Genomic DNA, 18,383 nt, shown 5'->3' with positions numbered 1-18,383 from the left:
GGTGCCGATCATTGACCGGGTTATCCACCATTCACACATCTTTATGTTGGGAGGAGAAAGCTATCGGCTAAAGCAGAAGACAACAAGCTAGACTATGAAAGGTGGGTCAATTTTATTGGCCAAAGGTGGGTCAAAATAAATGGCCATTGACAGCCGCAGTCGTATCGATGCTATGGATCAGGCCCAGCGTGTCGTCAACACCAATGTGCATCTTCATGCCGAAATGCCACTCGTTGCCTTTCCTGGTCTGGTGCATTTCCGGATCGCGCTTGCCGGTGCTGTTCTTGGTGGAGCTGGGGGCGGAGATAATGGTCGCATCTACGATGCTGCCTTCACGCAGCATCAGGCCGTTTTTCTCCAGGTGTTTGTTCACCTCTTTAAACAGCGCCTTGCCGAGACCGTGCTGCTCCAGAAAATGCCGGAAGTTGAGAATGGTGGTCTCGTCCGGCAGGCGGTCCAGCTTCAGACCGGCAAAGTGCCGCATGGACTCGATCTCATAAAGAGCATCCTCCATCGCCGGGTCGCTCAGGTTATAGAACAACTGCATGCAGTGAACTCGCAGCATGGCAGAGAGCGGATACGGAGGCCGACCGTTCTGGCCCTTGGGGTAATAACGGGCTACCTTCTTCTCCAATTGCTTCCACGGAATCAGTTTGTCCATCCGTTCCAGAAAGATCTCGCGGCGGGTCTTACGCTTCTTGTTCTGGTACTCGGCTTCGGAGAAGGTCATCTGATCCATGGCGGCAACGAATCCTATGCAGTTGGCGATGGCCGTATTATCGCTGATTTCGAGACTTATTCAGAGTCTCCTTAAATCTTTATTTCGACTCGCTTTCCAGCTTCACAGTTGAGAGAGACTGGGGTTTGTCTCCGGTCGTCCAAATTCCATGCTGAACTGCCATAAGATTACTCCAACTATACTCTGGCCTCTGAAACTATCTGGAAGCAAATTTGTTCAATGAACTGCCGCCACTTTTTCTGATAGATCTCCGGCTTCATCAATATCGCTTCATCGGTATGAGAGTCATCGCCAGACACGCTAATGCCATGCCCAGTAATCACTCCACCATGTTCCGTCAAAATACAACGATTATGAAAAACATCGTTGTTTTCGGTCTCTCTTAGCTCGAATACTTCGAGCTGTAGATCAGATACATCGAAAGTCAAAGCCTGAAATATCTGCTGCCTAACGTGATCAGCGGATGGGCTTCCATTGCCACTATTCCCGCTACCGCGTTTTTCTTTATAAAACAGCATGATCGCAGGTAACCGTTCAGAAACCCGATTATTCGTAATGGACTGAAGCATAAACTGGATAAAACTGATTGCTTCAACTGTCCATCCAAAGGGGTCAACAATTACGATTCTGGCATCAGCCAAACGAATCAAATTAAGGACGGCACCAAGAAGCCCCTCATTGGTGCGCGATATATTTACCTGACCTGAGTGATTCCAGATGCTGCCTTGCGAATACATCGACGCTGGTGTGACATTGTTTCCCTCTTGAATCCCAGTTGAAGATAAGATCACATCAAAGGGCGCTCTGCGGTTCTCAATGACTGCGGCTTCTGCCCACTCGGCGGTATTATGAACCTGAACATCCCGCACAACGATTGATTCAACGACTTTAAGAACCATCTCCGTGTAACGTTGTCCGGTCAAAGACTGCGCATCCTGTGGACAATGCTGGAGTAAGTAACTACGAAGCTTGGACGCCTTTTTCTTTGGGAAGCTGCTTACAATCCGGGCAGTGCCCAGGCCATATTCCCTAAGAAACTCGGCATAATCACGATTATTTGACGCCCACGAAGTTAACACCGCTGGCTCAAGTGCGTACTCGTAGATCATTACAACAGCTCCTCACGACGCTCCACAAAGAAGCCCTGAGGCCAGCGATCAACAAATTCACCATCCTCATCCAAACGGATGCGTTTGGTCACAACACCATTTTCGGTAGGCTCCAGATAAACTATTGAGACATCGTCTTCCTCGATAGGCTGATAATTCGATGGCAGTTCCTTATCTGTGGTCTGCCGTATACGCTTCAAGAGACGGAGAATGATATGTTCACTGTGCGTTTCAATCAGAAAAGAATGCTTTTGCTTGGCTCTAAGAAAGACATCGGCTAGCTCTACCTGAAAGCGCGGATGAATGTGCAACTCTGGTTGCTCAACACTTATGAGTGCAATATCGTCATGATTTGCAGCGACTATTATCGGCAATACCTGCGATATCCCCGTTCCCAACTGGTTTGCTGAAAGCAGGATATTGCTACGCAATTCTTTAAAGAAAACATGGCGCTTGCTGAACAACCCAAGCTCCCCTTCATTGCCGTCTGCGTGCAAACTCTCAGCAATCGATTTATTGATGATTTCATAGCCTGCATCCAGCTTATCGCTGGACGCTAACCATTCACTTGTGCTTCTGATCAACTTTCTAATTGCGTCGTCACTATTCGGATCTTTATGCAGTAGATCCCAGGCAGCGGAACCGTCTACCCATTCCTTTTGCTCAGGATGAGGATTTGGAACATAGTCATTATCAGGCACCACTCGAAGCGGGCCAATCTGAACACTTTTATCCAGATATTCCAGAAGCTTATCCAGGGGCAATACGAAAGCCTGGCTCAGAACTTCCCGCACTACCAGAAAATTAAAGTGCTCATCCAGCTCATCAAAATCCTGACCCACCAAGTTGGTGACAACAGGAACACTAAGCAAAGGCACAGCGCCACTCCGACAGACCAAGGCAATAGGTGCAATACGATTGACGAAATCTGCTCCCGATGACTCTTTATCGGATACCGCAGCTGTAGAAGCAGGATTAGGATTCAATTGATTCAGTATTTGCTCAAACTCTGTATGGTACTCATCAGCATCTAAAGGTTCTCTTTCATCAGGTTCACCATACTGCCCCGCCAACCAGTCGTCATTGTTATAAGGCACAAGCAATGGATGTTGCGTATTGAGTTCCCGAATCAGCGTATTTTTCTGGTCTTCCGATGAATTTATACACCCCACATACACATCATTTGCCCAAACTCGGTAATTCTTTACATAGGCCTGTTTAAAACGCTTTGACCAAGAGATTTCAAACTCTATCGATCCAGAGTCAATACTACCGCCAAAGTCGTTCATCAAAACATAGTGCACGTCTTGAATATGATTTGCCATTTCATCGACGTTCGCACCATAGTATAAAAAGGGTGTTTTTCCCGAAACATAATCGAGACGAACTCGGATGTTTTTCTTGAGATCCTGCCCGTGAACCAATGCCCGGAACCCGCCTATAGTTTTGTCACCCAAGGCTTCTAGTTTTTGAGGATTGCAATGCCCCTTCTTCAAAATTTGCTGCAAATACGCCAGCGCCATCAGTACAGAGCTTTTACCCACGCTGTTAGGTCCAAACAAAAGCGTTACTGGCGCGATCTCAATTGACTGCGTGTCCTTAAAGGAACGGAAATTCGTTAGAGATATTCGCTTGATTTTCATTTTTTATTTATACCCGTGGTCACCAATGACCCTTTTAATGAAACCTTATGACGTTAAATTAAAATTATTTAGCCATCGATAATTTTTTTATTTTTTCGACTTTTACCTTCTTAATTCTCACTCGTCAATCAACTCAGTTGTCCTGAAAATGCTTTTTGACACAGAGCTTCAAAAAACTCATTGTTGTAGCTTAAAGCCGCCTGATGTGCTACCAATTTTTCTTTGGTAGAAGCAACAATATCTCTGTATCGCTTTTGTAGACTCACCGGAGGAATAAGAATCGGTATGTCTTGCATTTCCTGAGCATTGATATTGGCCATTCCAACAATACTCTTACACATATTCTGCAGGGTTGCTTTCCCATGCGCAGAGTTCAGATAACCAGAAATATAATGGCTATTTCCTTTCTCATTGGTTCTTACTCGGATCAAGTAGCCCGCAATCGCAACTGGATCGTCTCTATCGTATACAGCCGCTTTTCCAACCAGCTCTTTGCTGTTAGTTCTGTTAAAAAGAAGGTCGCCCTTCACAACCAAATACTTAGGCTTTTCCTTTTCACTTAGATCGATGTACTTTAGGTCAGTCATATCTATGGCTCCCTCATAGGTAATATTTCCCATTCGCAAAATGGGATAATCACCACCGGCTTCGGATGCTTTTGCAGATGAGCCATAATTTGCGGATTCCACGAGATCTCGAATGGTGCCCAACGGGAACCCTTTTCGATTGGTCACCGGATCACCAAACATATCCAGAAACACAGCCCGAAGGAATTCATCGGCGAGCTGGATGGCTTGCTTGCGTTTGCGGCGGATAGCGTTGGCTTTGTCGAGGATGGTAGCGATGCGTTTTTGTTCTACCAATGGAGGAAGTGGTATCTCATGATCCCAAAAAAGCTTCATGGAGACGCGTGGCATCTTTGCGCCCGCAACTTGTGCACTCACCCAACTGACAAAACTCTTTGAGCGCAAATAATAGGCTAGGTATTTGCGATCAAGTCGGCCAGCATCTGGCAACATTGGAACTAGTTCGGTGGTAGCAACCCCCATTTCATCAGGTAAGACCACTTTATTTAAATATGGCCGCAACTTTGAATAAAGCACATGCCTATCATCAAACCCGTGCGTTGAAGACCCGATCTCTCCCTTTGGAACGACAACTTTCTGTAGGACTTTTCCTGTGCCAGGCTCTACTTGGTCCAAATTTAGGGTCCATACACTCTCATTATCAGTGAAAGTGTGCTTGCAAGCCTTTGCTGGCGCGACGTCACCCAACTTAACGAGAGGCCAACTCACAGCATCCCCTCCAACTCACCCAGATCCGCCAAAATCTCCTTCTCCAGCCCTTTAAGACGCTGCAGGATTACCTTCGGATCTTCGTATTCCTCTTCTCTGTAAACCACTTCTTTATACCGGTTGATGGAAAGTTCGTAATTATTGCTGGCGATGTCGGAAGCATTCACCACAAACGCCTTTTGGGTCTTATCCCCAAATGCTTTTTCAACTTTCTCGGCGTCCGCGTTAGCTTCCACCAACTGACGGTACTGCTTCCATCTGGCGATAGCATCCGGCAGGTCATTGCTACCCTCGCCTTTCAGCTCGGTCCGCTTGTCATCGAGGCTGAAACCGTCGGCTTGCAGATCGTAGAACCAGACTCGATCTGTCGTGCCGCCTTTGGTAAACATCAGGATAGCCGTGCTCACGCCTGCATAGGGCTTGAAAACGCCACTGGGCAGGCTGACGATGCCTTCCAGCTGGTTGTTTTCAATCAACTCCTTTCGCAGCTGTTGGTGCGCCTTGGAGGAACCAAACAGCACACCGTCCGGCACGATTACAGCGGCGCGGCCACCGAGTTTCAAGCCTCGGAGGATGTGCGCCACAAATAGCAGCTCGGTTTTCTTGGTTTTGACTACTCCCAACACATCCGGGTTGGTGTTGGTTTCATCCAGACTGCCCTTGAACGGGGGATTGGCGAGGATGACATCGAAGAAATCTTCTTCCTGCTCCGGGTAATGCTCTTTGATGGATTTGTTGAGGCTGTCCTGATAGAGAATGTTGGCGCCGTTAACCCCGTGCAGCATCATGTTCATGCTGCTTACGCGGAGCATAGTGGTGTCGAAGTCAAAGCCCCAGAACATCTGTTTGTTGATGTGGTCCCGGTAGGGTTCGAGCATGTCTCCGGTGTAGTGCAGGTTGCCGTCTTCGTCGGTAAAGGTGCCGGCTTCACTGGAATACTTTTTGTTCAGGTACTCCATGGTTCGAGCCAGGAATCCTGCCGTTCCGCAAGAAGGGTCGCAGATAACATCGGTGGGCTGCGGGTCGATCAGTTCGATCATCGTATCGATAATATGGCGCGGTGTACGGAACTGGCCGTTTATACCCGCCGTGGTCAGTTTGCTCAGCAGGTATTCGTAGATATCCCCTTTTATGTCACTCTGGGTGAGCGGCAGGTTGTTAACCATTTCCACTGCCGAGACAAGCACAGATTCGTTCTTGATCTCCAGGTCCGCATCCTGCATGTATTCGCCGATGTGGCCCAGTGCCTGGGCTTCGCTGTCTTCCGTTCCGAGCCCTTCTTCCTCTGAGTGCTGGCCGAGGCTGGCGAAATACGGGTACACATGAAGCTTGAGATGCCTGTGAAGCTCCTTACCGCTCATATGGTGAAAATTCTTCCAGCGCAGAAGCTGGCCTTCCGGCGTAACCGGGAACAGCCGGTCAATTGGTTTGCCGGTTCGCGCGGCCTTGCGCTCGGCCACCTCTTCCTGCATGTCCAGCATGCGAGCAAACATCAGATAGCTAATTTGCTCGATCACAGTCAGCGGGTTGGCAATGCCCCCGGTCCAGAACTTTTCCCAGAGCTTGTCGATGTCGTTACGTAGTTGACCTGTGAGCATTTAATGGATCTCTTCATTCGATGTTGCATCTGAGGTCTCGTTTTCCGGTTCCTCAGACGGAGTATCAGTTTGATGGGTTAGTTGCTGATCAGAGCCGAGCTCTTCCAGCATTTCTTGCTCCTGTTCTTCCGGCTCATCGAGCGGTTCAACAATCAGAGCAAGGCGCTCAGACTCGAAGTCTGTATGGGCAGGCTCGATCTGTGGCAAGGATTTGCTGACTTTGGTTGAGAGCTGGCTAAAACGATCCACCTTGCCGTATAGCCCCTGCTGGCCTGCCAGAGCCGTAACGGTGTTGTTGTAATGGTTGCTTACAGTCTTCAGTGTGCCGCCCAGCTTATTCAGCCGGTCAGCAACCACACAGACCTGATTGAAAATTTCCCCGGCCTTTTCGGAGATTTCCCGGGCCTCGGCGTTGCTTCGTTCAATCATCCACAGATTGGACACCGTGCGCAGAATGGGTATCAGGGTGGTGTGAGAGACCAGCACGATATTCTGTTTGTAACCGTATTCAAAGAGCCCTTTGTCGTACTTCAGAGCCTCGATGTAGGCCGGCTCGATGGGCATGAACATCAGCACAAAGCTGGGGCTCCGCATGCCGATGAGACTGGTGTAATCCTTGCTGCTCAAATCGTCGATATGGCGCTTCACCGCTTTAACGTGCTCATCCATCGCCAGGCGTGACTCCTCAGGCGTTTCCGCGCCCACCGCTTTATCGTAAGCAACCAGGGAGACCTTGCTGTCGATGATAATTTGCTTGTTGTCGGGCAAACGGATCAGGTAGTCGGGGCGTTTCTTTTTGCCTTCCGCATCTTTGAATTCGCCCTGGGCGTCGTAGTGCTCGCCTTCGATCAGACCGCTCATTTCCAGAGTCCGGCGCAACTGAACCTCACCCCATGCACCTCGCTGCTGAGAGTCGCCCTTCAGCGCGGAGGTCAGGTTGTTGGCTTCTGCACTCATCTTCATGCCGATTTCCAGAACGTCACGAATCTTTGCGTTCATCTCCGTCTGGCCGCGCACGGAAGATTCATGGACGTCATTCACCCGCTTCTGGAACCCTTCAATTTGTTCCCGGAAGGGCTTGAGCATGCTGTCGATGCTGCTCTGACTGGTTTGGGTGAAGGTCTTTCCCTTCTCCTCGAAGATCTTGTTCGCAACATTCTCGAACTCTTTAGTGAGGGATTGCTTGGCCTCACCCAGTTGCTGCATCTGTTCTTTGAAGTGCTCTTCCTTGCGCTCCAATGTGGTTTTCAGTTCGGTGTGCTCGTTGCTCAGGGTCTGGTATCGCTGCTGTAGCTGGGCGTAGTTATCCTGTTGCGCCAGCAGATTTGCCTTAGTTTCCTTCAGTTGCTCTTTGGCATCCGAGCTTGAAGATTCGAAGGCCCGCGACCTTTTGCCTTCTTCTGCGAGCCTTTCTTTCAGTTGACTGACCTGCTCCCGTTCTGCCTGAAGATCCTGCTCTGAGCGTGAGAGTCGCTGACGAAGTTCTTCTACTCGGTCCTGATGGGCACGGTTATCTGCCTGTACGTTTTCCAGCTGTTTCTCTGTCTCATGGAGACGGTGGCGCGATTCTTCCAACTTCGCATTCGCAGCCGCAAGCTCATCTTTTTGGCTCTGGAGCTCACCGGTAAGCCGTTGCTCGTTGGATTGGGCGCCGGCCAGCAGCGCTTGCAAGCGGCTCTCTGCCAGATCCTTTTCATGCACAGAGGCTTCGAGCTCTTTGATGGCTGTCTGGGCAGCCTCGTCACGCGCGTTCGCTTGCTCCAGGTCTTCCTGAAGTTGCTCCAGTTGCGTAGCAAGCCGGGTGGACTTACGTCCTTGCAGCACGGAGGCCAGCAAAAAGCCCAATCCCGCCAACGCCGCGCCAATCAGGCTGGCCATCACGATCAGTTCGGTAGTCCATTGAATATTCTGCATCGTTATCCCTGTAGCTCTGCGGTTGGAGTATCTGGTTTCAGGAAAGGTTTCAGTACGGTGATCAACTCGCCCACATCATCCGGTTTGAAAACACCGTCAATTCCTTCGTGGGAGACTGAGGTAAACGGCGCATCGTAAAGGGTTTCCACTACGATGGAGCCATGTTGGGCGATGTAGTTTTTCAGCAGGTTCATGAACCTTACCTGTTGAGCTGTCAGCGTCGGGTGCGCATGAAGGAACTGTTTGAAGTGTTCCTCGACTGCCTGGGGATCAAGACCAATGATTTCTCTGACCGTGACATCCAGCTGATCAGCCGTTCGGCCATAAAACTCGTTCAGCACATCCAGACTGACCCCAGGGTTCGTGGTGAGAATTGTCGATGTCAGGGTTTTCAGGTCTGACTCACCGATAGTCTCTCCGTTGTGGATTTTCTGGAGAATCGGATTTGCCGATAGCATTTTGTCCAGAATGCCCTTCAGGCGCCGGCGGTAGATCATGGCTTCGTTTGCGCCGATGATGTATACCTCGCGCTCTTCCCCTTGAACCTTGCCGTCTGGAGTAGTGGTCGTTTGCGTACCTGAGCCAGGATAAACCTGAGACTTCCGATACTTCATGATGCCACGCAACTCAAGGCGTGCATTTTCCAGCTTTTCGATGCTGGGATCAGACCAGAAAGAGGCGCTCTTCACTGCTTCGATCACTTTGTCTTTCTGGCGAACCGCCTGGATATTGACTGCTAGCCTCTCGACTTCGGCTATGAGCGCCGTTTTGCCATCTTCGAAGCAGCTCGCTTTCTCCACCAGGCAGCGCTCAATCTCTGCCATGAGTTTGTCGAGCGCTGTGGCATGTTTATCCCGGAGTACCCGGCTGGACATAAGAGGCGCTATGGTGTCTGCCAGAAGGTGCTGCGTTCTGGCATCCAGCTTGTCCAACAGATCCGTCTGCTGGAGCTGATGAACCACTCGCAGGTTACGGCGAACGGCAATACTTTCATCCGGCAGATCATTGATGTCTTCCTTGAGCAGGCGTACACCAACGTCGTAACCCGCGGCATGATTTTGCTTCAAGGCGGCCTGCGCGAGAGCCAATCGTTCCTCAAAGGTCGCCTGCAGGAGCGACTTGCTGCCGATGTCTTCCGGCTCTTTGTATTCCTCTTCAAAGAAATCAAAGTTGCCGTAGTGATCAAAGATCAGGAATTCGGATTTGTCCTGTCCGGGGCCAAACAGGTTTGGACGCAAACGCGTGCCTCGGCCGATCATCTGCCAGAACTTCACCCAGGATTTAACCGGCTTGGCAAAGACCAGGTTGACGATTTCCGGCACATCAATACCGGTATCGAGCATGTCAACGGAGATGGCAACTCGGAAATCGTTGTCCGGTTTTTTGAACTCTTTGATCAGGCTATCCACATGGGGGATGTCATTGTGGATGACCTTGCAGACCTTGGTGCCATACTGTGGGTACATATCACAGAACACCCTTTCGAGATGTTCTGCGTGGTCTTGCCGCTGGGCGAAGATGATTGTTTTCCCGACCAGTGAGCCGGTTTCATCTTTGATACCGTTGTTGATCAGGTTTTCCAGAATGACCCGGTCGGTCTCCTCACTGAAAATTTTTCGACCGATGTCTTTTCCGGCAATCCGGGTATTGCGGGCCTCTTCTTCGCCCAGATCCTCTTCTAACTGTTGCTGTTGCTCGGGCGTCAAATCGGTGTAGTGAATACCTTCACGGAGAAACTCGGTTGTCAGATCCTTTACCCGGAACGGCACGAGATAAGGTGGCTCGTTATTGATCGCCGCATCCAACCCAAACTCGAAGGTTGGATCCGTGGTTTCACAATCGAAAATATCGAATGTGTTGCGGCTGATGAACTTGACCGGTGTCGCGGTGAGACCAACCTGCAAGGCATCGTAATAATCAAACAGATCGCGATATTTGTTGTAGATACTGCGGTGACTTTCATCGGCGATGATCAGATCGAAAAAGCCCACATCCAGCTGAGCAAACCGGTTCATCATTCCAGGATAGGTGGCGATATAAATGCGTGCGGATTCGTCAATCTGCCGGGTTTCACCGATGATGCAGCGTGGTTCACTCGGCAGGTTTTGCTTGAACGCATCATCGGCCTGAACACGCAGCTCCTTTCGATCACACAAGAACAGAACCCGTTTGGCCCAGCCAGTTCGCAACAGAAGCTCCGCGAGCGCAATGGCTACGCGGGTTTTGCCAGTACCGGTTGCCTGGATGATCAGCGCCTTGCGACGTTGATTTTGGAAATGCGCCGCTACTGTTTTGATGGCCTCAATCTGGTAAGGGCGGTCTGCAATCTTGAGCTCCGGATTAAAACGCTCCAATTCGGCAGCGCGATAATGGCGCTGGTAAATCAGGTATTCCAGGCTTTCCTTACTGTAGAACCCATAGACGGGGCGATAAGCATTGTATTGGTGGTCGTCCCAGATAAAGGTTTCATAGCCGTTGCTGTAGAAGATGACCGGGCGCTGGAACCCCATGTACTCGAAGGAGTTGGCGTACAGGCGAGCCTGCTCGCGGCCAGCCTGGAGGTTAACCGTCCCGGACTTCTTGGCCTCAACCAAAGCCAACGGCTGCCCATTTTCACCCCACAGAACGTAGTCAACATAACCCTTCCCTGATGGATTATCGGGGAAATTAACCTCTACTTCCTGGCCAACCTGGGCTGGATTGCCAACGTCCCAACCGGCTTTCACCAACATCGCATCGATCAGCTGAGCTCTAGTCTTGGCTTCGTTCCATTGGAGGGAGTCAGCGGCCTGCTGGCTTCGCTGTTTACGCGCTTTCTGCTCGGGTTCGGCCGGCTGCTTGAACATCTCTGCTTGCTTGGCGCGCTCGCGGTCCAGCTCGTCCATTACCCGCTCAAGCTCTTCCTGCTGCTTTTCGATATCTCTCTTGTAACTGGAAACCGACTTTTTGAGCTCAACAATGGTGTTGGTCGGATCTGGGATTTCTTTGAGAGATGGCAGATTCTCCTTTGGTTCTCCGCAATAGGTGAGCGCCATATAGCCCGCCAGCTGATGTGCGGTTGAGAGCGCCATCTTTGCGCTACGCAAATCCCCCTCGGCACCATGTGCAGAATCATTGCCTTGAACACGAAGAAAGTTGATCTGGTGGATCAATGACTTATCGACACAATCAGCGAATACCGGATTTTTCACCAACTCATAGAAGCTGGACTGAGGCAATCTCGGCAGAGACTCTTCTTTGTAGATTGTCTTGGTCATCTCCTCGGCAAAGCTTCGCAACCTCGTTAGCGCGCTACCGGGGTCCACATGCAGCACGGCTTCTGCCAACCCACCGAGGTTTGCCAGCAACTCGTACTTTGGCCGAAGAAACTCAAAATTGACCGATTTCATAAAGGATACTCTGCTCATGCCTGTCCTACTGCGAGGACCATGCCATTATTGTTCGATGCCGTATTTTTCGATCCAGTTGCTCAAGGTCTGCTGGCTTTTCAAGCCCAGAAGTTTTGCCGCCTTCGTTTTGTTCTTCCCGGTGTGAGCCATGGCATTCTGGATATAATGCGCCGCCAATTCTCCCATTAAATCATTGAGATCAATACCTTGGCTGACGTCACGATTGAGTAGATCCGCTTGACGCTCTGGCATTGTGAACAATGCCTGCTGCAAGTCAGAACCGGTTATTTGCTCCGCAGGGCTCCAGAGCGCTGCTCTTATGAGCGTTGATTGGAGCTCCCGGACATTCCCTCGCCAGGGATGTTGAAGAATAATTTTTTTTGCATCGGCAGAAAGTTTTTTACCGGCGAAGACAGGGTCGTGCTCTCCTTGAGCTTTGAGCACCATATCTGCAAGTAAAGACAGGTCACCTTCTCGTGCGCGAAGTGGAGGTAGGTGCAGAACACCGACAGCCACACGGTAGAATAAATCTTCCCTGAATAGGCCATCTGCGACAGCTTCCATGAGATTGCGGTGTGTGGTGGTGATAATGCGCACATCCACCGGCATTTCTTTATCACTGCCCACCGGGACCAATCGGCCCTCCTGCAGCACGCGAAGCAGCCTAACCTGAGACTGGTGAGACAGTTCGCCAAACTCATCTAGAAATAACGTGCCGCCATCCGCCTGCTGGAACACACCTGGGCGATCCGCAACTGCACCGGTAAAGGCCCCCTTCTTATGGCCGAAGAGCGTTGAATCAATCAGGTCTTCCGGAATGGCCCCGCAGTTCAATGCAATGAAGGGCTTTTCACGACGCGGGCTGGCATTATGGATGGCCCGGGCAAACAACTCTTTACCTGTACCTGTCTCACCATAGATCAGGACTGGCACGTTGCGTTCAGCGAGGACTTGCGCCTGCTGTTTTAACACGAGCATATCCGGGTTCTGGGTGACAATATTATCGAACGCGGCATTGATGGGAACCCGAGAGTCAGCCAGAGCCTGGAACTTGGCATCTGATATTTCGGTAACTGTAGGAACAAACTCTGCAGCAAGCTCGAAGGGTATCTCTACCTGCTCTACCCCCCTCTCCAACGACGATTGGTAAAAAATAGCTGGGTATCTGGTTTTGCCGAGCAAAATCCACACTGCCTGCATTGCTGGGGTACCAGGACTCAGCAGAATCGACAGCTCTGTTTCGGTGGTCGATAACCTTCTCAGCTGCGGCTCGGCCGCCAGATAGATCTCACCAAAATTAACCGGGGAACTGAGTTTAGCCTCTGTGGCGTGGATGGGGATGTCAACTTCGTTCTTCAGCCAAGAAAGGTATGGCTCCACCTCTGAGCGGGGATAGGAAAAGAGCAATTGAACCGCGTCGACATCGATATTTTTAAGCGTCGAACGGATAGGCCCCGATGGGACTTTTTGATCAGAAGACGCAGCCTTTAAGTCATTGCCTCCAATCCAGCTTATCAAGGTCTTATGCACGTGTTTCGCCATCCATGAACTCAACAGTTAATTACGAGTTGGTCATCTTAGCGCCCTGCAGAATTGATGTCTGTTGCAGACACTAACATTTGTCTTTATTAATATTTTGATTTGTGGGAAGCTTAAGCGTCTTTCCACCCGATAGCGCTCACGATTCCCCAGTTGCCTTTCGGATTTGGCCTGCGCCATTTTGCGGTTGGCATCCGTTTTAGGTACTCCAATGCAGCTGAATAATTGGAAAAACGCTGCTCGGAACCTTTCTCACCCACGGTAAAATATCCATTTCTGTTGCAGAGATTTATGCAGAATGAACTGCCATCCCTTGCAAAGGGTATCTTCGACGTCTTCTGATCAGCACTTGCGGATTTGGAACGAGAACCGACGTTTTGTGTCGTTGAAAAAATTTCGACTAACGCAGCCTGTAGATTTTCTATCGCTACGGTATCTAACTCGACCCAAACTACTGCACCGGATCTATGCTGGTATTTTATTGGCTGTACAAGGGGCAAGACGTCGCCCAATACCCAGGCGTGGTTCCACTTGTAGTCATCTCGGGTATAGATCTCCGGGCCAACGTTATGTTTTATCTCGTTCTCAAAAATTTCTTCAAAGCACAATGGGCCGATGGAATCGAGAATTGAACCAACACCAACAATGGTCCCACTACCCTTCTCGATCAGGGCGATAGGGCCTCGAATTGTTGTTCGGCCGCTTCGCATTTCCCAAGTTTTATAACCCTTGAGAATTTTACCGATCCACGGCTGGTCAATAATTAAGCCACGAGTAATAAATTTCGCGCCCGCTTCCCAATTCTTATTTAGTTCGTGTTTCTCTTTAGGCATAGTTGATTCCCTTCATCGGTTTTCCGACCAACGCAAGCTTTCGATCTAAAGTCCCATCGACTTGAGAACCTCATTCTCGCTAACAGCTTCAGGCGTCACCACTGCATCTTTCAGCATCAGTTTTCCGCGTAGCAATCTATCCAGATGAACATCGAACGCATCGTATTCAGGGTGTAGAACCGCAGGCAGATGGATGCTGACCGGCTTTGTTTGACCAATCCGATAAACCCTGTCCGATGCCTGGGCTTCTTTTGCAGGATTCCAATGCCGTTCCAGATGGATTACGTGATTTGCTCCCACAACGGTGAGGCCGACGCCAGCTGCTACCGGACTCATGATCAGAATATTGAACCCGGCTTTAGCCTCAAACTGCGTAATCAGTTGCTTGCGGCTAAGCACATCTGATTTTTTTGAGACGGCAGCGGTATCCCCGTTAATAACGGCGATGTCGAGGCCGTATATCTGATCAAGCCAAAGTTTGAGAAGACGCTGCAGACGTTTGGTAACCATGAATAGAATGACTTTCTCGCCTCGCGTTTTAATGGCGTCCAAAGAAGTAAGAAGGACCGCCAACTTGGCTGACTCCTGCATCACCTTTTTCGCGGATCGGGCATCATTGGTAACCAATTCTGCTTCGTGTCGAAGACGCGGGTGGAGTGAGATTTCCCTGAGTTGCTGCAGCACAGAAAGCGCTTTACCCCGCATGTCTTCAGTTGCTTGTTGCGCGCGATACTCTTTCAAAACGTCTTCGTAAGCTCTTCGCTGGAATCCCTCCATGGTGCTGGTGAGTTCCTGGCTGTAAACAACGTTACCTTGATCAGGCTGCGGCACTCCGCACCGAATGGTCTTGGCTGGCAAGCCAGAGAGCTGATCTTCTTTTACCCGGCGTAACATAAACGGGCCTACGGCATCCCTCAAATCCTTCCCTAACGCCACTCTAACTGAATCGCGGTTCTCTTCATCTGCCTCGAGTATCGGTTTTATCCAGGTATCCCGAAAAGTAGTCCAGCTCCCGAGCAAACCAGGCTGGGCGGTGTCCATCAGACACCAGAAATCCCCCAGGCTGTTCTCCACGGGCGTACCTGTCGCCAGTAACTTGAAGTCTGCTTTCAGCCCTTTTGCTGCTCTTGTTTGAAGGGTATTGGGATTTTTGATGTTCTGAGCTTCATCAAAAATCACTAACCCCCAATCGATTCTGCAAAGGGAAAACTGGTAATCGCGTAGTGTCTGGTAAGTTGCAAGTACCAGTCGACGCTCCTGATCGAGTCGTTTGGTGCCCGCGTCGGGGCCTATGTGCAATGCGTAACGAATGGCATCTTCGTCTAAGACCTGATCGTTATCCAGAATCGCTGCCATCTGCGCCGCTTCTCGCTTTTCGCCTTTTACCCGGTATTTCGCCAAATCCCGCCCAGACTGCAGAACGACAATGTCTTTGAAGGGTATGCCGTTGTAGGTAACGCCTACTTCATCCTCCCAATTTTCAAGCAAACTAAGAGGAGCAACGACCAGTATCGGTTTCTGCTGCTTACTCGATTCCTTTTGTCGCCGCAAATATTCGCCAACGGTGACAAGACTCATATACGTTTTACCAAGACCCATATCGTCCGCCAGCAAAGCACCCTGTAAACGATATAGGTCACCGGAATTTTCATTCCGAGCCTGTTCGATCAGGCTCAGCATCCAGGAAACCCCTTCCTTTTGATGAGGGAATGGCTGCCGCGCATACATAGCCCAATCAGGCTCCGCCTCGCCTTGCGACTCTCTGGCTTTTTGGCGAAGCTCCTGATGTAGCTCTTCGGCTTCCTTCAGAACAAGACTGAGTTTCTCTTCTTTGATTGGAGTCTCATTGATCTGCGGGCCATCCACCTCTGAAGGGTTTCGCAGATTTTCAGTGATTTGCTCAAGCTGAGCTCCAACTACGTTTCGATCTGAAATATCGATGGTTTCGCCATTAAAAGATAGGGTGTCTGCACCCTGGCCCCACGCTGCGTCGACTGCCTCTTGGAACTGAGCCAACTCTTCCTCTGACTGAATAACGTTGGGCAGTGACTCAGGAGGCGCGGGCAGCTTATCAAGTGCAAACCAGTCTTGTTTTTTGGCGTCAGCTTCACCGAACTCCATATGCTGGAGCTTACCCACACCTTCAACCCGCACCGAAAAACCAAGCTCGAGATTGACCAGCGATGCGTCTAGAAACGCGCCAGGGGTTTCGATAAATTCCTGCACTTTGTCCGCAGGAATCCTTCGGTTACCAAATACTTCTTTTATCGCCGCAACCTTTTCTGGTTCCAGAAGAACTACCCGCTTTCCAATTCGAAGAGCACCGCCGGTGTCCTTATCGAAATCGAGTTGATCCCACCTTTTGCCCAGTTCTTCAGGGGTTGATCCATCACCAAGACTTGGGCTAAGGAAGAGACTGCCATCGGGCATTTTGGTTGCGACAACGCCTATACCCTCCGGCACCACAACATCCAATTTTTGGAAATGCCCCAAGTCCAGATTCATTCCATTACGCTGAGCAGTCTGAAGCTCAGCCATTAAACGAAGATTCGCTCCTTCGCCTCTATCATCTGGAGGCAAATGCTGATGATGCTCCCAGGCCTCAAGTGCAAACAGTTCTGGGGAAGTAAGGCGATAGGTCTCTGTCGACGTGAGGTTCAGAAAAGGCCCTTTCCTTGAAAACGGCGCACTTTGACCATCAATCATCGCGGTGACATTAACGCGAAATCCGCTATTTCCTGAACGGCCATTGATTTCAGCGTGAAAACTCCCGGGAAACCTTGGGGGTAAGCTCAGAACCTCCGCCTGCTCATCATCAAGCCCTGCGATATTCTCAGCGCCGATGTGGAAACCATTCGCCATAGGTTCCGCATAACCCTGCTCTTCAAGCATTCGAAGGGCAATCAGCTGCATCTTCTGAAAAGCTGGCCCTTGACCATGCTTGAGTTCGTCAAACTTTGTGGGCTCGATGAAGAACAATACGCCAGAGGAGTCTGCTCGCAGCTCAAAACCTGCTTGCGCAGAGACATTCTCCTTCTCATCTGAAACCATTGAACGCAGAAGATCGAAAAGGCCCATAAAATCCCTTTTTTTATTTGAACTTATTGATGAATTCTGGCTTTACCACCCAGGTATGAATATCTTTTCTCAAAACAAACGGCTTAAGGGGGCCTGCGAACATCGCTACGAGTTCCTTGAGCGGGACATCCAAAAGAGCAGCGACATGTCGAGCTTTCGCGTTTGGATTGTGCGCCAGGTACCCTAAAACCGTTTTGTGGTGATCAGATAAGTATTCTGTATTGTTCTCTTGGCCTCTATGCCTTGTATGAGAATAAGCTTCTCGGCGTTGATGCGCAGTTATTGACGGTTTACCCCTCAGAAAGCGATCAGTAGCACTTTCGGGTCGTTTCTTTGAGAAAAGTTCCTGAAAACTTGGAGGCGGTCGATTGTGGGTTCGCTGACGGTTGCGTACTTCCAGATGTCCAGGCAACTCCTTCGGCTCCGGAATACTGGCTTTTGGCTTTTTCACTACCGGATAACCATATATTGCGAGGTGACCTCGATATTCGGATGGACTAAGTAGGGACTCAATATCGAGTTCAACACCATGCTCCGCAAGAAAATTGATCACCTTGGACTGCCATGTTCCCTTATGAGTGACGGCCTCATAAGGCAAGTCATACATAGCGGTGTACTGTGAGGGTGTTATGCGAGTCAGCTCAGCGTGGGTAAATGATGAATGGTCATACGATGGAACGATCTTCCCGGGAGGTGCAAGATACACCCAAATTTTGAACATATGGGATCCCTCCACAAGATAAAAATCACCGCAATCAACGTAGATAATGGCTTTATCCGCTAGCCCACTCTCTAGAGCCGCAAAATTGGTTTTTATCTCATCGCCAAGAAGCCTTTTAACGATCCCTTCCGCTGACCGCCCCAGCATCAACCGTGTGTTGCGAATAAGCTTCTGATTGTAGAGCCCTTCAAGAAAACGTTTTCGAGCGGGAAACATCCGCTGTAGATCGGATTTCCCACTTTCGATTCCATACTGTTCCAAGGCCTGTAGAAAGAGTTTGAGATCTTCCCTCGAAAGCCATCCTCGCACTTTCTCTATGCGGGCACTCCCCAAAGGCTTCCACCATTCCTGATAATTCGTCGCGGAACTGTTGATTCGAGGATCTCCGGCAACGCCTAGAACGAAATCCTGCCAAGCTTCTGAGACTTCTGAGCCCGCTCGATCTATGAGGATTTCCAAAGCTGCGTGGCCGATTCTTTTGCCTTCTCCAAAAGGAGCGCGGTTTGCGTATTCCGGCGAACGTGA

General features: G+C 50.1%; 11 protein-coding genes and 1 pseudogene. 1 reads left to right on the top strand and 11 read right to left on the bottom strand.

Translation table 11 applies throughout. The annotated features are described in order from the left end of the window. The coding region (locus tag Q669_RS19390) for an ATP-binding protein (RefSeq protein ID WP_227501116.1) at positions 1-91 on the top strand (91 nt) is incomplete at its 5' end. A 60-nt stretch (positions 92-151) separates the two neighbouring features. On the opposite strand, the pseudogene Q669_RS14240 reads toward Q669_RS19390, so the two are convergent. The 11 genes and pseudogenes from Q669_RS14240 to Q669_RS14185 form a co-directional block, all read right to left on the bottom strand. Then, positions 152-739, bottom strand: a pseudogene (locus Q669_RS14240) (IS5 family transposase); the annotation flags it as partial. Positions 740-915: 176 nt separating this feature from the next. After that, a complete protein-coding gene (locus Q669_RS14235; RefSeq protein ID WP_022992793.1) occupies positions 916-1,848 on the bottom strand; it encodes a hypothetical protein in 933 nt (310 codons plus the stop codon). Then, entirely contained in the window at positions 1,848-3,491 is a 1,644-nt protein-coding gene (locus Q669_RS14230; protein WP_022992792.1) for an AAA family ATPase, read from the bottom strand. The genes Q669_RS14235 and Q669_RS14230 overlap by 1 nt, the downstream gene beginning before the upstream one ends. A 128-nt stretch (positions 3,492-3,619) precedes the next feature. Next, entirely contained in the window at positions 3,620-4,693 is a 1,074-nt protein-coding gene (locus Q669_RS14225) for a restriction endonuclease subunit S (protein WP_413771513.1), read from the bottom strand. 89 nt (positions 4,694-4,782) lie between these two features. Next, positions 4,783-6,384 carry a type I restriction-modification system subunit M gene (locus tag Q669_RS14220; protein ID WP_022992790.1) on the bottom strand — a complete coding sequence of 534 codons (1,602 nt, stop codon included), beginning with the start codon at positions 6,382-6,384 and terminating at the stop codon, positions 4,783-4,785. Then, positions 6,385-8,298, bottom strand: coding sequence for a DNA recombination protein RmuC (gene rmuC / locus Q669_RS14215; protein WP_022992789.1), 1,914 nt, complete (start codon positions 8,296-8,298; stop codon positions 6,385-6,387). It abuts the gene before it with no gap. Positions 8,299-8,300: 2 nt separating this feature from the next. Then, entirely contained in the window at positions 8,301-11,705 is a 3,405-nt protein-coding gene (locus tag Q669_RS14210) for a DEAD/DEAH box helicase family protein (protein ID WP_227501115.1), read from the bottom strand. A 27-nt stretch (positions 11,706-11,732) separates the two neighbouring features. Next, positions 11,733-13,229, bottom strand: coding sequence for a sigma-54 interaction domain-containing protein (locus tag Q669_RS14205; RefSeq protein WP_022992787.1), 1,497 nt, complete (start codon positions 13,227-13,229; stop codon positions 11,733-11,735). A 110-nt stretch (positions 13,230-13,339) separates the two neighbouring features. After that, positions 13,340-14,059 (bottom strand): ASCH domain-containing protein, encoded by a 720-nt coding sequence (locus Q669_RS19120; RefSeq protein WP_022992786.1) that lies wholly within the window; start codon positions 14,057-14,059, stop codon positions 13,340-13,342. Positions 14,060-14,104: 45 nt separating this feature from the next. Beyond that, entirely contained in the window at positions 14,105-17,137 is a 3,033-nt protein-coding gene (locus tag Q669_RS14190; protein WP_022992785.1) for a DEAD/DEAH box helicase, read from the bottom strand. Between the two features lie 13 nt (positions 17,138-17,150). Then, positions 17,151-18,383 (bottom strand): EH signature domain-containing protein (locus Q669_RS14185; RefSeq protein WP_022992784.1); only part of this gene is annotated, 1,233 nt, incomplete at its 5' end.

The sequence above is a fragment of the Marinobacter sp. C1S70 genome (assembly GCF_000475355.1).
GTDB lineage: Bacteria > Pseudomonadota > Gammaproteobacteria > Pseudomonadales > Oleiphilaceae > Marinobacter > Marinobacter nauticus.
Note: the sequence above shows the minus strand (reverse complement) of the source record. Positions and strands in the feature narration are given on the sequence as shown.

Bases quoted from the DNA above. Each gene is read 5' to 3' on its own strand.
- Q669_RS14235 (WP_022992793.1), bottom strand. From the start codon at position 1,848: ATGATCTACGAGTACGCACTTGAGCCAGCGGTGTTAACTTCGTGGGCG.
- Q669_RS14230 (WP_022992792.1), bottom strand. From the start codon at position 3,491: ATGAAAATCAAGCGAATATCTCTAACGAATTTCCGTTCCTTTAAGGAC.
- Q669_RS14220 (WP_022992790.1), bottom strand. From the start codon at position 6,384: ATGCTCACAGGTCAACTACGTAACGACATCGACAAGCTCTGGGAAAAG.
- rmuC (WP_022992789.1), bottom strand. From the start codon at position 8,298: ATGCAGAATATTCAATGGACTACCGAACTGATCGTGATGGCCAGCCTG.
- Q669_RS14210 (WP_227501115.1), bottom strand. From the start codon at position 11,705: ATGAGCAGAGTATCCTTTATGAAATCGGTCAATTTTGAGTTTCTTCGG.
- Q669_RS14205 (WP_022992787.1), bottom strand. From the start codon at position 13,229: ATGGCGAAACACGTGCATAAGACCTTGATAAGCTGGATTGGAGGCAAT.
- Q669_RS19120 (WP_022992786.1), bottom strand. From the start codon at position 14,059: ATGCCTAAAGAGAAACACGAACTAAATAAGAATTGGGAAGCGGGCGCG.
- Q669_RS14190 (WP_022992785.1), bottom strand. From the start codon at position 17,137: ATGGGCCTTTTCGATCTTCTGCGTTCAATGGTTTCAGATGAGAAGGAG.